We start from the raw sequence: 13577 nt of genomic DNA, 5'->3' as shown, positions 1-13577 counted from the left end.
TATTTTATTAATATATGGGATTAAGTTTGAATCAATTACATATTATACGAAAGCATATATACAGCTTTTAGATTAATATATGTTCTAACGATTCATTTAAAGTATTATATATTCATTCGACAAGTACATATAAAGACCTTGCAAGCCATTTTATTAAAATAAAAAATAGCCCATCTCTTTAAATAAGAGATGGGCTATTTTCATTACTTAAATTATTTTACAATGTGAATTGGCATTCCAAGAGCAACTTCAGCTGCTTCCATTGTGATTTCACCTAATGTTGGGTGAGCGTGGATTGTTTGAGCGATATCTTCTGCTGTCATTCCAGCTTCGATAGCTAAACCAATCTCAGAAATAATATCAGAAGCGCCTGCACCTGCAACTTGAGCACCTACAAGAAGACCGTCTTCTTTACGTGTTACAAGTTGTAAGAAACCGTCAGTGCTGTTTAATGATAACGCACGACCGTTTGCAGCGAATGGGAACTTAGATACAGATACTGTCATTCCTGCTTCTTCAGCTTGTTTCTTAGTGTAACCAACAGATGCTAATTCTGGATCAGTGAAGCATACTGCAGGAATTCCGATGTAATCGATTGCTGATGCATGGCCACTAATTGCTTCGACAGCTACTTTACCTTCGTAAGAAGCTTTGTGAGCTAATGGTGGTCCAGGAACGATATCACCGATTGCATAGATGTTTGGTACGTTTGTACGACATTGCTCATCGATTTCGATGATGCCGCGGTCAGTCATTTTAACTCCAACTTGCTCAAGACCGATTTCTTGAGTGTTTGGACGACGACCTACAGTTACTAATACGTAATCTGCTTCTACAGTTTGGATTTCACCTTTAACTTCGAAGCTAACTTTTACGCCAGTTTCTGTTTCTTCAACGCCTTTAGCCATAGCTTTTGTATGGATATTTACGTTACCTTTCTTTTGAAGAGCACGTTTAACAACAGAGCTCATAGCTTTTTCGAAACCAGCTAAGATTTCGTCGCCAGCTTCTACTACAGTAACTTCTGTACCGAAGTTAGCATATGCAGTACCTAATTCCATACCGATGTAACCGCCGCCGATTACAACAAGTTTTTTTGGAATTTCAGGTAAGCTTAAAGCGCCTGTAGAGTTGATAACACGTTTAGAGTATTTGAATCCTGGAATTTCGATTGGTGTAGAACCAGTTGCAAGAACAGCATTTTTAAACGTATAAGTTTGAGCTGCATCTTCAGTCATTACGCGTAATGTGTTAGCATCTACGAAGTAAGCTTCACCGCGAATGATTTCAACTTTGTTACCTTTAAGAAGGCCTTCAACACCGCCAGTTAATTTCTTAACTACGCCGTTTTTCCATTCTTGAACTTTTGTAAAGTCAACTTTTACGTTCTCTGCAGTGATACCCATGTCATCAGAATGCATTGCATTCTCATAACGATGACCTGCATTGATTAACGCTTTTGAAGGAATACATCCAACGTTTAAGCATACGCCACCAAGGTTAGCTTTTTCAATGATTGCTACCTTTTGACCTAATTGTGCTGCACGAATTGCCGCAACGTATCCACCAGGACCTGCACCAACAACGACTGTATCTAATTCAATTGGGAAATCTCCTACTACCATTGTTATTACGCCTCCATTACTAATAATTGTGGGTCATTCAATAGACGTTTAATTTGGTTTAATGCTTTTTGAGCAGTTGCGCCGTCAATTAAACGATGGTCAAAGCTTAGAGATAATGCTAATACTGGAGCTGCAACGATCTCACCGTTTTTCACAACTGGTTTCTCAGCAATACGGCCGATACCAAGGATTGCTACTTCTGGGTGGTTGATAACTGGAGTGAACCATTGTCCACCTGCAGAACCAATGTTTGTAATTGTGCAAGAAGCGCCTTTCATTTCAGCAGGAGCTAAACGACCTTCACGTGCTTTACCAGCAAGATCATTGATCTCGTTAGAAATTGTGAAGATAGACTTGCGATCTGTATCTTTAACAACTGGTACTAATAGACCTTTGTCTGTATCAGCTGCGATACCGATGTTGAAGTAATGTTTATGAACTACTTCTTGAGAAGCATCATCTAAAGAAGTGTTTAACATTGGGTATTCACGTAATGCAGATGTTAAAGCTTTAACAACGTATGGAAGGTAAGTTAATTTAATACCTTTGTCAGCTGCAACAGCTTTGAACTTCTTACGGTGAGCAACAAGTTCTGTTACATCTACTTCATCCATTAATGTTACGTGAGGAGCTGTGTGTTTAGAGTTAACCATTGCTTTCGCAATTGCTTTACGGATACCACTCATTTTCTCACGAGTTTCTGGATATTCACCAGCTGGGATTGGTTGTGCTTTTGGTGCTTCTTCTTTCGCTGCTGCTGGAGTAGCTTCTACTGCTGCTGGAGCCTCAGTTGCTGCTACTGCTTGTCCACCATTTGCAAATGCATCGATGTCAGCTTTTACGATACGACCGTTCTTACCAGAACCAGCTACTGTATGAATGTCTACACCTTTTTCACGAGCATATTTACGAACAGATGGCATAGCGATTACGCGCTCATTTACTACTTCTGCAGTTACTGCTGGAGTAGCTTCCGCTGCTGGAGCTTCTACTGCTGCTTCTTCAGCTTTTGGAGCTGCATCATGGTCGTCACCTTTAAATTTAAGGTTTTCGTATCCAGGAGCATCAAATTTAATTAATGTATCTCCTACAATTGCTACTGTTCCTTCTTCTACAAGTACTTCAAGTACTTTACCTTTAACAGGAGAAGGGATTTCTACTACTGCTTTATCATTTTGTACTTCAAGAAGTACATCGTCTTCGTTTACTTCATCGCCTGGTTTAATAAACCATTTTACGATTTCACCTTCGTGGATACCTTCACCGATATCTGGTAGTTTAAATTCAAATGCCACGGAATTCAGCCCCCTGATTCATTTCATTATTATGGAATATGTACAAAAGAAACCAGCATGTGCTGATTTCTTTTGCACATGAAAAGCTAAAAATTAGAAGTTCATTACTTTGTTAACAGCTTCAACAATATCTTTATGGTTTGGTAACCATACACTCTCAGCTTGAGAGAATGGGAATACTGTATCAGCAGCTGCAACACGTACAACTGGAGCTTCTAAGTTTAAGATTGCACGGTCGTTAATTTCCGCTACAACGTTAGCTGCAATACCAGCTTGTTTTTGTGCTTCTTGAACTACAACTACGCGGCCTGTTTTTTCAACAGAAGCGATGATTGTTTCGATATCTAATGGTTGAACTGTACGTAAGTCAACAACCTCTAAAGAGATACCTTCTTTTTCAAGTTCTTCAGCAGCTTTTAATGCAGCGTGAACCATAGCACCGTAAGCGATAACAGATACATCTGTACCTTCACGTTTGATATCAGCTTTGCCTAAATCAATTGTGTATTCGCCTTCTGGTACATCTTGACGGAATGAACGGTACAATTTCATATGCTCTAAGTAGATAACTGGATCGTTGTCACGAATCGCAGAGATTAAAAGACCTTTTGCATCGTATGGAGTTGATGGAATAACAACTTTTAGACCAGGTTGTTGAGCCACTAATCCTTCTAAGCTATCAGCATGTAGTTCAGGAGTATGAACGCCGCCACCGAATGGAGAACGAACTGTTACTGGAGCAGTCCAACGTCCACCAGAACGGTAACGCATACGAGCTAATTGACCAGAAATTGAATCCATTACTTCATAAACGAAACCGAAGAATTGGATTTCTGGAACTGGACGGAATCCTTCAAGTGCAAGTCCAACTGCAAGTCCACCAATACCAGACTCTGCAAGTGGAGTATCCATTACACGATCTTCACCGAATTCAGCTTGTAAACCTTCAGTAGCACGGAATACACCGCCGTTTACACCAACGTCTTCACCAAACACAAGTACGTTAGGATCATTTTTCATTTCAACGCGTAAAGCATCAGTGATTGCTTGAATCATTGTCATTTGAGCCATGGCTTACTTCGACTCCTTTTCTTTGTAAATTTCATATTGTTCAGCTAAGTTGTAAGGCATTTTTTCGTACATGATTTCCATTAAATCAGTAACTTTTTGTTTTGGAGCTTGGTCAGCCTTAGCGATTGCTTGTTTGATATCTTCTTTCGCTTCTTCGATTACTTTCTCTTCAACTTCTTGAGACCATAGGCCTTTGTTTTCTAAGAAAGCACGGAAACGTACGATTGGATCTTTTTGTTCCCATTCGTTTTCGATATCTTTTGTACGGTAACGAGTTGGGTCATCACCAGCCATTGTATGTGGACCGTAACGGAATGTTAAAGTCTCGATTAAAGTAGGACCTTCACCATTTACTGCGCGCTCACGAGCGAAAGCAGTTGCTGCGTATACAGCTAATGGATCCATACCATCTACTTGAATTCCGTAAATACCTGCTGCTACTGCTTTTTGAGCTACAGTTTTAGCTGCAGATTGCTTTTCTACTGGAGTAGAGATTGCATAACGGTTGTTTTGTACAACGAAGATTGCTGGAGCTTTGAATGCACCCGCAAAGTTCATACCTTCGTAGAAGTCACCTTGTGAAGCACCACCGTCACCAGTGTAAGTAATTGCAACAGATTTTTTACCACGTAGTTTCATACCTAACGCAACACCAGCAGTTTGGATGATTTGCGCACCGATAATGATTTGTGGAGCAAGTGCATTTACGTTCTCAGGCATTTGGTTACCCATGAAATGTCCACGAGAGAATAAGAATGCTTGGTATAATGGTAAACCGTGCCATACTAATTGTGGCACATCACGATATCCTGGTAAGATGAAATCTTCTGCTTCAAGTGCGAAATGACTTGCTAATTGAGAAGCCTCTTGTCCAGCTGTTGGTGCGTAGAAACCTAAACGTCCTTGACGGTTTAAAGAAATAGAACGTTGATCTAGTACGCGAGTATACACCATACGGCGCATTAATTCTTTTAATTGATCATCAGATAATTCAGGCATAGCTGCTTCATTCACAACTTCGCCTTTTTCATTTAAAATTTGTAATGTTTCAAATTGAGCTGCGATAGCTTTCATTTGCTCATCAACATTAAATAGGGTCTTTTTTGTTTTAGTACCCATTCCGTTCACCTCTTCCTCTCTTGAACCATATTCTGAAACGCTTTCACTATCTATTAGCTAGACTGAAAACGCAACAATGTAAACCAACAAATTTATTTGTCGGTTGAGAATAATTTTGTGTACCTAACAATCTGTACTAATGTTTTTTCAGAAACATATTAATACAATCTTGATCACGTTTTTTAGTTTACAACTATTCTAATTACGATGTCAATTACTTTGAATACGTTTTTTTATAAATAATCTGCAGGTTTCTTCTACACAAACGTGTTTTTATTTTTCACATCTGTATTAGTAAGCATTGACCTACTGTTATATTATTCCCTTTTTAACTTGTTTTTTCTCTTAGAATAATATGTAAACGATTTAATTCTCTTTAGTTTTTCTCTCTTCTTAACAAAAATATACAAACTCTTCTTCCTTTTATAGGTAATTACCCATACATTTCTCCCTTTCCCTCCATACATTATAGTAACCGCAGTATTAGCGGGAAATGATAAAGGAGGTCATCTCATGTACGGATACTCTTATTGCTATCCAACTTGTTCATATCCTTCCTACGGTTATGGCGGTTCTTGTGGCGGGTCTGGACGCGGCTTCGCCTTAATTGTTGTGTTGTTTATTCTTTTAATTATCGTTGGTGCTGCTTGCATTCGCTAATGTAAAACGAAACAACTATGGAAAGAAACAGACGGCTTTGCCGTCTTTTCTTTTTATTACATACATATTCTATAGTAGAACGCTTTCCAAAGCGCTTCCCCTTACTTGCCGATGACTTTTTCCATCTCCTTTGGTAGACTAAGGGGGAAAGGAGAGATTACATATGCTTACAATGAAAGATGTAATTCGCGAAGGAGATCCTATTTTGCGAAACGTTGCAGAAGAGGTAGTAATGCCAGCGAGCGAAGAAGATTCAAATACACTTAAAGAAATGATTGAATTTGTAATAAATAGCCAAGATCCTGAAATGGCTGAAAAATATAGTTTACGCCCTGGAATCGGATTAGCAGCTCCACAAATCGGTATTTCAAAGAAAATGATTGCGGTTCATGTAACAGATACGGACGGTACGTTATATAGTCATGCATTATTCAACCCAAAAATCATTAGTCATTCTGTTGAACGTACATATTTACAAAGTGGTGAAGGCTGTCTATCTGTAGACCGTGAAGTACCTGGTTATGTCCCTCGTTATACAAGAATTACAGTGAAAGCAACATCTATCAGCGGTGAAGAAGTAAAATTACGTTTAAAAGGTTTACCAGCAATCGTATTCCAGCATGAAATTGACCATTTAAACGGTGTTATGTTCTATGACCACATTAATAAAGAAAATCCATTTGCTGCTCCTGACGATTCAAAACCTCTGGAGCGATAATAAAAAAAGGCGGAGTTAATCTTCCGCCTTTTTTTATATGAAATGGGTTTCATATTTATTTATAACAATCCAGCCCATTTTAATCCATGATATATGCCGTCTTCACTAACATCTTTTGTCACGTGATTTGCCAGTTTTTTTAAGTCCTCATGACCATTCCCCATGACAATACCTGTCCCAACTGCTTCAATCATTTCTAAATCATTTAAGCCATCTCCAAATGCATACACTTGGTCACGGTTAAACCCTAACTTCTCAATGAATTTCTCAATCCCTTTTGCCTTAGATCCACCATTTGGAATGATATCCATTGAATACGCATGCCAGCGAATAAAATGAAAGTCCGGGTACTCATTAATAAACTTTTCCTCTTCATTGACTTCACAGAAAAGCAGAGTTTGATAAATATTACGCTCCTCATAAAAATCAGGTTCATATGCCGGATGTTCAAAGTTTAAACTCCCAAAACCTTCTTTCACATAATCATGATATTCTACTGACGCTCTCATTTCTTGATGATCAAGATATACAAGTGGATATCCTTCTTGTTTTGCAAACTGAGTAAACTTATGCAGGGCAGCCGGATGTAACGGATTATTAAATACTACCTCATCCTCAAATACAACGTATTGTCCATTAAAACTAACATAATTATGTATATTAAGTTCCTTACGAATATCTTCAAACATAAATGGCGCACGTCCTGTCGCAATTGCTACATGCACACCTTTTTCTTGTAAATGTCTTACTGCATCTCGTGTAGATTGCGGAATTTTTTTATCATGATCTAATAATGTTCCATCAATATCAAAAAAGACAATTTTATCATTCATTTTTCAAAATCCTTTCTGTTACTCTATATTCCTATTTTGATTATCGCTTTTCAAATGCTAAAAAAAAGTATAACATATTAAACATCTGTGAAGAAAGCGTTCACTTTCTGACCTTATTTACGAAACCTGCATATATATATTAGTAAAAAATGTGGATACTTGTTCGTATGAATTTTCTTTTCTATTCTTTCTCATACTATACCTATAACTAACGGCTACTAATCGTTACTATAGAATAACTTTCCCTGTATGAGGAAGGACAAGATTCAACATTCACTTTTGTCCTCTTTCTTATATCAGAGACGGAGTTTTCACTAGTAATATGCATGTTTAAAATAAGGAAAGGAAGGAGTAATCATGCTGAAGAAGCTGAAGAAAAAGCTCAAGCGTTATTTAAATGATCTAGTCCGTAAAAAGACAATCGCTTAAATTGTGCCCATTTCGGGCTTTTTCTTCATTCTCATTCGAAAAAACATGAAAATCGTGACTGTTTGCTTTATAATAAGTAACAGATAATGCAAAACATAGACAAGGAGAGGTTTTCCAAATGATTTTTAAAGTATTTTATCAAGAAAAATTAACTGAGGTTCCAGTACGTGAAAATACAAAAGTTTTATACTTAGAGGCTACGTCTCAAAAGGATGTTCGTAAAAAATTAAATAAGTTCGCATATAATATTGAGTTTGTTCAGTCTGTTACTGGTAATCATCTTGAATATGAAAAACAAAACGCTGATTTAATATTAGCGGAAATCGTATAGTCATATGAAATTTCTAAAGAATGATCAGGCTGCCGTTTTTGCTTTAGGTGGACTTGGTGAAATCGGTAAAAATACATATGCTGTTCAATTTCAAGATGAAATTATTATAATTGACGCTGGAATTAAGTTTCCAGAAGACGAACTCCTCGGAATCGATTATGTAATACCAGATTACACTTATTTTGTGCGAAACGAAGATAAAATTAAAGGATTATTCATTACACATGGTCACGAAGATCATATTGGTGGAATTCCTTACCTATTACGTCAAGTGAACATTCCGATTTATGGCGGAAAATTAGCAATTGCACTAATCAAAAACAAATTAGAAGAGCACGGATTACTTCGTAAAGCAAAACTTTATGAAATTCAAGAAGATGATGTTATTAAATTTAAAAAGACATCTGTTTCCTTCTTCCGTACAACTCACAGTATCCCAGATTCATACGGAGTTGTTGTGAAAACACCTCAAGGACAAGTGGTTCATACTGGCGATTTCAAATTTGATTTCACTCCAGTTGGTGAACCAGCGGACTTAACAAAAATGGCTGAAATTGGAAAAGACGGTGTACTTTGTCTCTTATCTGACAGTACAAACAGTGAAGTTCCAAACTTTACAATGTCTGAGCGCCGTGTTGGTGAGAGTATTCAAGATATTTTCCGCAAAGTAGAAGGACGTATTATCTTCGCAACCTTTGCATCAAATATCCATCGTCTACAACAAGTTGTTGAAGCAGCAGTTGAAAATAATCGTAAAGTGGCTGTATTTGGTCGAAGTATGGAAGCAGCGATTGAAATTGGACAAAACCTCGGTTATATTCGCTGTCCAAAAGATACATTCATAGATACTTCCCAACTAAACCGCCTACCAGCTAATAAAGTTGTTATTTTATGTACAGGTAGTCAAGGCGAACCAATGGCAGCACTTTCACGTATTGCTAATGGTACTCATCGTCAAATTCAAATCATTCCTGGCGACACAGTTGTTTTCTCTTCTTCACCAATCCCTGGTAATACAATTAGCGTAAGCCGTACAATTAACATGTTGTATCGTGCTGGTGCCGATGTAATCCACGGAAAACTGTCAAACATTCATACGAGTGGACATGGCGGACAAGAAGAACAAAAGCTAATGCTTCGTCTAATTAAACCGAAGTATTTCATGCCAATTCATGGTGAATATCGTATGCAACGTATGCATATGAAGTTAGCAAATGATTGTGGTATTCCAGAAGAAAACTGTTTCATCATGGATAATGGAGATGTTCTTGCCTTGCGTTCTGATGAAGCAAGTGTAGCTGGTAAAATACCATCTGGATCTGTCTATATTGACGGAAATGGTATTGGAGATATCGGTAATATCGTATTACGCGATCGTCGTATTCTTTCTGAAGAAGGACTTGTTATTGTAGTTGTAAGCATTGATATGAAAGAGTTTAAAGTTGCAGCAGGACCTGATATTATCTCACGTGGTTTCGTTTATATGCGCGAAAGTAGTGATTTAATTAACGATGCTCAAACATTAATTACAACTCATTTAGAAAAAGTAATGGAACGCAAAACAACACAGTGGTCTGAAATTAAAAATGAAATTACAGATACATTAGCACCATTCCTATACGAAAAAACGAAGCGTCGCCCAATGATTTTACCAATCATTATGGAAATATAAGAAAAAGGACAATACCTTCATGGTATTGTCCTTTTCTCTTATCTTAAAAAGTGTTTAAAACGATCCACTTCATCATCATGACCAATTACAATTAATATATCTCCCGCTTGAATATTTTCCGTAGCTCGAGGAGATACAATAACTTCTTTACCACGTTTAATTGCTACAATATTCAATCCAAACTTCGCACGAATATCTAATTCGATTAAAGAATGACCATCAATTTTTTTATTTGCAATAATCTCTACAATACTATGCTCATCTGAAAGCTCAAGATAGTCTAATACATTACTTGATGCAATATTATTAGCAATCCTTTTTCCCATATCACGCTCTGGATGCACAATGTGATCTGCACCTATTTTACTCAAAACTTTTTCATGATAATCATTCTGAGCTTTTACAGTAATATTTTTTACCCCCAACTCTTTCAGAATTAACGTTGTTAAAATACTTGAATTTAAATTATCTCCAATAGCAACGACTACATGATCAAAATTACGAATACCAAGACTTTTTAATACCATCTCATCTGTTGAATCTGCAATTACAGCATGCGAAGCTATATTTGCAAACTCATTAATTTTATCCTCATCTGAATCAATTGCCATTACTTCCATACCTAATTGAGCGAGTTCCCGGCAAATACTTCCACCAAAACGTCCAAGCCCAATGACAGCAAATTCTTTCTCTTTTTCACCCACAGGAATTCCTCCAATAACATCGAATACTATGTATTTTTATTGTAACATACTTTATATTTGCTACAAAAACCTGTATATCATGCTTATTTTTGTTTTTGCATATAAAAATACTGTTGTAAATAAAATGCGATACTGAAAATTAACATTCCAAATACAAATATGTTTCCAAATGAACTAAATGTTTCAAAAACGAATAATAACGTTTCTTGTCCGAAGAAAGCAAACAATAGTTGTATAAATGCGAATAGCAATGCCAATATATAATGATGTTGATGGAATAAATAATGCGTTGCGCCTAAAAAAGCGATAAACGAAATGATGAAAATCCACCAACTTTCTAAAAACAGTTGCCAATTAGTAAATTGATATCCATTCACTAATATTGCAATAATTCCTATAACAGCCATCGTTGGCACACTCCATAACAATGCACGCCCTCTAAAAAATTGCGTACCTTTTACATCTCCCTTTTCATTTGCAATGTATGTTAGCACGACAGTACTTATATACAAAACAGAGAAAATTGTTAAAACAATTATGAGCCAAAAATGCAACTGATAATATTCATGTTCTATATTCGTCACGATAGCAGCTAGCATACACGGTATTAGCATTCCCGTCCAACCATCTACTTTTCTTTCATTCCAAAATACCGTGTTACCGATCCGTATTCCTAACAACATAAAAATAATGATACCTAGTACAAATAATGTCGTTTTATTCCCTACTAAGCTCGTTGAGAAAGCAATTAATCCAATAAATAAAAAGAGAACAAATCCATTCATAATTTCTAATACAGGTGATAAATATCTCTTCACCCATTTATATGTTTCGTCATATTCATGATTATCTACTAAACGGTAGGCATAAAAACTTATCCCAAAATACACCGCCGCAATAATAACATACGCATATAAGACGAAACACAACATTGCACTGCTAATTTGCACGTAATTCCCCACCCTTTTTTCTATGTTTCACCTTGATTTTACACATTTTCCACACGAAATGTAAACATATATAAGCTAGTTAACTAATCATCTTCTCAATAAGCGATAATGAATAATGAGCAGCGGCTCAAAACCACTGCTCATTATTTTATCCATTTGTATGCCGATGTCTATGCGAAGCAAATATGAAAGATGTTTTCGCCTTGAAACTAACACGTACCCACTTTAAATTTTTGCAAAGTTAGTGAGCAAGTTCACTTTCTAGTTCCTTTCCACTTCACATATTGATCTAAAAATACAATAGCTTTCTCAATTGCCTCTTCATCTGGTTTTAATTTTGCGTGGTGTAAACCATATTCTGAATTTACCCCAAGCCAAAACATAAATCCAGGAATCTCTTGAAGCATATAACCAAAATCTTCACCTGTCATTGCCTCAGTACATGTAATTACATTCATATCAGTTTGTTCACTTACAAATTGCATAAACTCTCTCGTTAATGCTTCATGGTTATATACTTGATGATACATTGCTCCGTAATCAATAACCGCTTCACATTGGAAAGAAGCTTCTATACCTGCAACAATCGCCTCAATCCTACTTTTAACACGACTCATTGATTCCACTGATAACGTTCGGATCGTTCCTTCTAACCGAGATTTTTCTGCTATGATATTTTGAACTGTACCGCCTGTTATTTTTCCGATTGTAATCACTGCACTATCAAGAGGATTCACATTACGACTAATAACGGATTGAAGTTGTGTAACAAGGTGACTTGCTGCAACAATCATATCATTTGCAGTATGCGGGTAGGCTGCATGTCCACCTTTCCCTTTTAAATCAACATATAACTCAGATGTATTCGCAAATAATAGCCCCTCTTTTGTGGCAATTGTTCCTACAGCGTATTCAGGTGCAATATGGAGACCAAGGATGATATTCGGCTTCCATTCTTTTAACTCTTCACTCTCTAACATAGGAAGAGCCCCTCCTGGTCCTTCTTCAGCTGGTTGGAATAGAAACACAAGGTCATCATCTATTCTTTCTGTTACAGCTGCTGTCAGAAGGCCTAAACCGATTGTTGTATGCAGATCGTGTCCACATGCATGCATCATTCCTTCATGAATAGAAGCAAATTCATATCCAGTTTCTTCTGTAATTGGCAAACCGTCTATATCTGCTCGATAACCTATAATTTTTTCTGGATTTTTTCCATTTACTTTAACAATGACACCCGTTTTCCATACTTTCACTTCCACATTTTCATTCGAAAGCGTTCCTATGTAATCTAAAATATACTGTTGTGTTTTCCACTCTTTAAATCCAATTTCCGGTATTTTGTGTAGGTCTCTACGAATTTGAATGAATTTGCTTACTGCCATTTTTGCACCTCTATCTATAAAAAGCGTAAGAGCCTTTTTATGCTCTTACGCTTTTTTGTTTTTATTTCTCTGGGTTTAATTGACGAAGCTCTTGTTTAATTTCAGTTTTTGCTTTTGTCTTCTCATCAATCTCTTTAATTACGCGTGCTGGAGTACCCGCAACAACTGTATATGGAGGTACATCTTCTGTTACAACAGCTCCTGCTGCTACAACTGCACCTTTACCTACTGTAACTCCCTCTAACACAACTACGTTAGCACCAATTACAACATCGTCTTCAACGATAACTGGTTTTGCTGAAGGTGGCTCAATAACACCTGCAAGTACTGCACCTGCACCTACGTGACAGTTCTTACCAACAGTTGCACGTCCACCAAGTACCGCGTTCATGTCAATCATAGAACCTTCACCAATTACAGCACCGATATTAATTGTTGCATTCATCATAATAACAGCGTTGTCGCCGATTTCAACGTGGTCACGAATAATCGCGCCTGGCTCAATACGAGCTTTAATACCTTTTAAATCAAGCATTGGAATTGCAGAATTACGACGGTCATTTTCAACAACGTAATCAACGATGTTCTTGCTATTTTCATCAAGAATTGTCTTAATTTCAGACCATTCTCCAAATAATACACCAGACTTTTTATTTACAAATGCTTGTACCGTTTCAGGGAATGTTACTTCTTTTAAATCCCCTTTTATGTATACCTTTACAGGAGTTTTCTTTTCACTTTTTTGTATAAACGAAATAATTTCGTTAGCGTCCATCATTTTCATT

The 13577-nt window shown here is 36.9% G+C and carries 13 protein-coding genes; 4 read left to right on the top strand and 9 right to left on the bottom strand.

Features of this window, described 5'->3' with window-relative positions:
* Positions 1-212: 212 nt before the first annotated feature.
* The 4 genes from lpdA to pdhA all read right to left on the bottom strand — a co-directional run bounded on the left by lpdA (position 213) and on the right by pdhA (position 5110).
* The gene (lpdA, locus tag ACQVV1_RS05265) at positions 213-1625 is read right to left on the bottom strand and encodes a dihydrolipoyl dehydrogenase (protein WP_063223149.1); all 1413 of its coding nucleotides are present in this window, start codon (positions 1623-1625) and stop codon (positions 213-215) included.
* 5 nt (positions 1626-1630) lie between these two features.
* On the bottom strand, positions 1631-2920 hold the full coding sequence (gene pdhC / locus ACQVV1_RS05260) for a pyruvate dehydrogenase complex dihydrolipoyllysine-residue acetyltransferase (RefSeq protein ID WP_242252069.1): 1290 nt from the start codon (positions 2918-2920) through the stop codon (positions 1631-1633).
* Between the two features lie 93 nt (positions 2921-3013).
* Positions 3014-3991 (bottom strand): pyruvate dehydrogenase complex E1 component subunit beta, encoded by a 978-nt coding sequence (gene pdhB, locus ACQVV1_RS05255; protein ID WP_000068166.1) that lies wholly within the window; start codon positions 3989-3991, stop codon positions 3014-3016.
* A gap of 3 nt (positions 3992-3994) precedes the next feature.
* On the bottom strand, positions 3995-5110 hold the full coding sequence (gene pdhA, locus ACQVV1_RS05250; RefSeq protein WP_000536893.1) for a pyruvate dehydrogenase E1 component subunit alpha: 1116 nt from the start codon (positions 5108-5110) through the stop codon (positions 3995-3997).
* Between the two features lie 513 nt (positions 5111-5623).
* Between pdhA and ACQVV1_RS05245 the strand changes: the two genes are divergently transcribed.
* Together ACQVV1_RS05245 and def are read left to right on the top strand one after the other, a co-directional pair.
* A complete protein-coding gene (locus ACQVV1_RS05245; RefSeq protein WP_000274562.1) occupies positions 5624-5770 on the top strand; it encodes a YjcZ family sporulation protein in 147 nt (48 codons plus the stop codon).
* 163 nt (positions 5771-5933) lie between these two features.
* A complete protein-coding gene (def, locus tag ACQVV1_RS05240; protein ID WP_063223147.1) occupies positions 5934-6488 on the top strand; it encodes a peptide deformylase in 555 nt (184 codons plus the stop codon).
* 59 nt (positions 6489-6547) lie between these two features.
* Here def and ACQVV1_RS05235 read toward each other — a convergent pair whose 3' ends face one another.
* Positions 6548-7321, bottom strand: a complete 774-nt coding sequence (locus ACQVV1_RS05235) for a Cof-type HAD-IIB family hydrolase (protein WP_063223146.1) — start codon at positions 7319-7321, stop codon at positions 6548-6550.
* Between the two features lie 547 nt (positions 7322-7868).
* Between ACQVV1_RS05235 and ACQVV1_RS05230 the strand changes: the two genes are divergently transcribed.
* Positions 7869-8081, top strand: coding sequence for a DNA-dependent RNA polymerase subunit epsilon (locus ACQVV1_RS05230; protein WP_060632082.1), 213 nt, complete (start codon positions 7869-7871; stop codon positions 8079-8081).
* A gap of 4 nt (positions 8082-8085) precedes the next feature.
* Positions 8086-9753: a ribonuclease J1 gene (gene rnjA / locus ACQVV1_RS05225; RefSeq protein ID WP_060632083.1), complete on the top strand. Its 1668-nt coding sequence runs from the start codon at positions 8086-8088 to the stop codon at positions 9751-9753.
* Positions 9754-9791: 38 nt separating this feature from the next.
* Here the strand turns inward: rnjA and ACQVV1_RS05220 are convergent, their stop codons facing one another.
* The 4 genes from ACQVV1_RS05220 to dapD all read right to left on the bottom strand — a co-directional run bounded on the left by ACQVV1_RS05220 (position 9792) and on the right by dapD (position 13576).
* The gene (locus ACQVV1_RS05220) at positions 9792-10457 is read right to left on the bottom strand and encodes a potassium channel family protein (protein ID WP_000504032.1); all 666 of its coding nucleotides are present in this window, start codon (positions 10455-10457) and stop codon (positions 9792-9794) included.
* Between the two features lie 83 nt (positions 10458-10540).
* Positions 10541-11407: a hypothetical protein gene (locus ACQVV1_RS05215; protein WP_063223145.1), complete on the bottom strand. Its 867-nt coding sequence runs from the start codon at positions 11405-11407 to the stop codon at positions 10541-10543.
* A 254-nt stretch (positions 11408-11661) separates the two neighbouring features.
* Positions 11662-12792: an N-acetyldiaminopimelate deacetylase gene (locus ACQVV1_RS05210; protein ID WP_063223144.1), complete on the bottom strand. Its 1131-nt coding sequence runs from the start codon at positions 12790-12792 to the stop codon at positions 11662-11664.
* A gap of 61 nt (positions 12793-12853) precedes the next feature.
* Positions 12854-13576 (bottom strand): 2,3,4,5-tetrahydropyridine-2,6-dicarboxylate N-acetyltransferase, encoded by a 723-nt coding sequence (gene dapD, locus ACQVV1_RS05205; protein ID WP_060632086.1) that lies wholly within the window; start codon positions 13574-13576, stop codon positions 12854-12856.
* Between the last annotated feature and the right edge of the window lies 1 nt (position 13577).

It is taken from the genome of Bacillus basilensis, from assembly GCF_050630465.1.
Taxonomy (GTDB): domain Bacteria; phylum Bacillota; class Bacilli; order Bacillales; family Bacillaceae_G; genus Bacillus_A; species Bacillus_A basilensis.
The sequence above is the reverse complement of the archived record's forward strand: the minus strand, read 5'-3'. Positions and strand labels throughout refer to the sequence as shown.

What these genes read in the sequence shown, in the direction of transcription:
- lpdA (WP_063223149.1), bottom strand. Translation starts at nt 1,625, where the DNA reads ATGGTAGTAGGAGATTTCCCAATTGAATTAGATACAGTCGTTGTTGGT.
- pdhB (WP_000068166.1), bottom strand. Translation starts at nt 3,991, where the DNA reads ATGGCTCAAATGACAATGATTCAAGCAATCACTGATGCTTTACGCGTT.
- pdhA (WP_000536893.1), bottom strand. Translation starts at nt 5,110, where the DNA reads ATGGGTACTAAAACAAAAAAGACCCTATTTAATGTTGATGAGCAAATG.
- ACQVV1_RS05245 (WP_000274562.1), top strand. Translation starts at nt 5,624, where the DNA reads ATGTACGGATACTCTTATTGCTATCCAACTTGTTCATATCCTTCCTAC.
- def (WP_063223147.1), top strand. Translation starts at nt 5,934, where the DNA reads ATGCTTACAATGAAAGATGTAATTCGCGAAGGAGATCCTATTTTGCGA.
- ACQVV1_RS05235 (WP_063223146.1), bottom strand. Translation starts at nt 7,321, where the DNA reads ATGAATGATAAAATTGTCTTTTTTGATATTGATGGAACATTATTAGAT.
- ACQVV1_RS05230 (WP_060632082.1), top strand. Translation starts at nt 7,869, where the DNA reads ATGATTTTTAAAGTATTTTATCAAGAAAAATTAACTGAGGTTCCAGTA.
- rnjA (WP_060632083.1), top strand. Translation starts at nt 8,086, where the DNA reads ATGAAATTTCTAAAGAATGATCAGGCTGCCGTTTTTGCTTTAGGTGGA.
- ACQVV1_RS05210 (WP_063223144.1), bottom strand. Translation starts at nt 12,792, where the DNA reads ATGGCAGTAAGCAAATTCATTCAAATTCGTAGAGACCTACACAAAATA.
- dapD (WP_060632086.1), bottom strand. Translation starts at nt 13,576, where the DNA reads ATGAAAATGATGGACGCTAACGAAATTATTTCGTTTATACAAAAAAGT.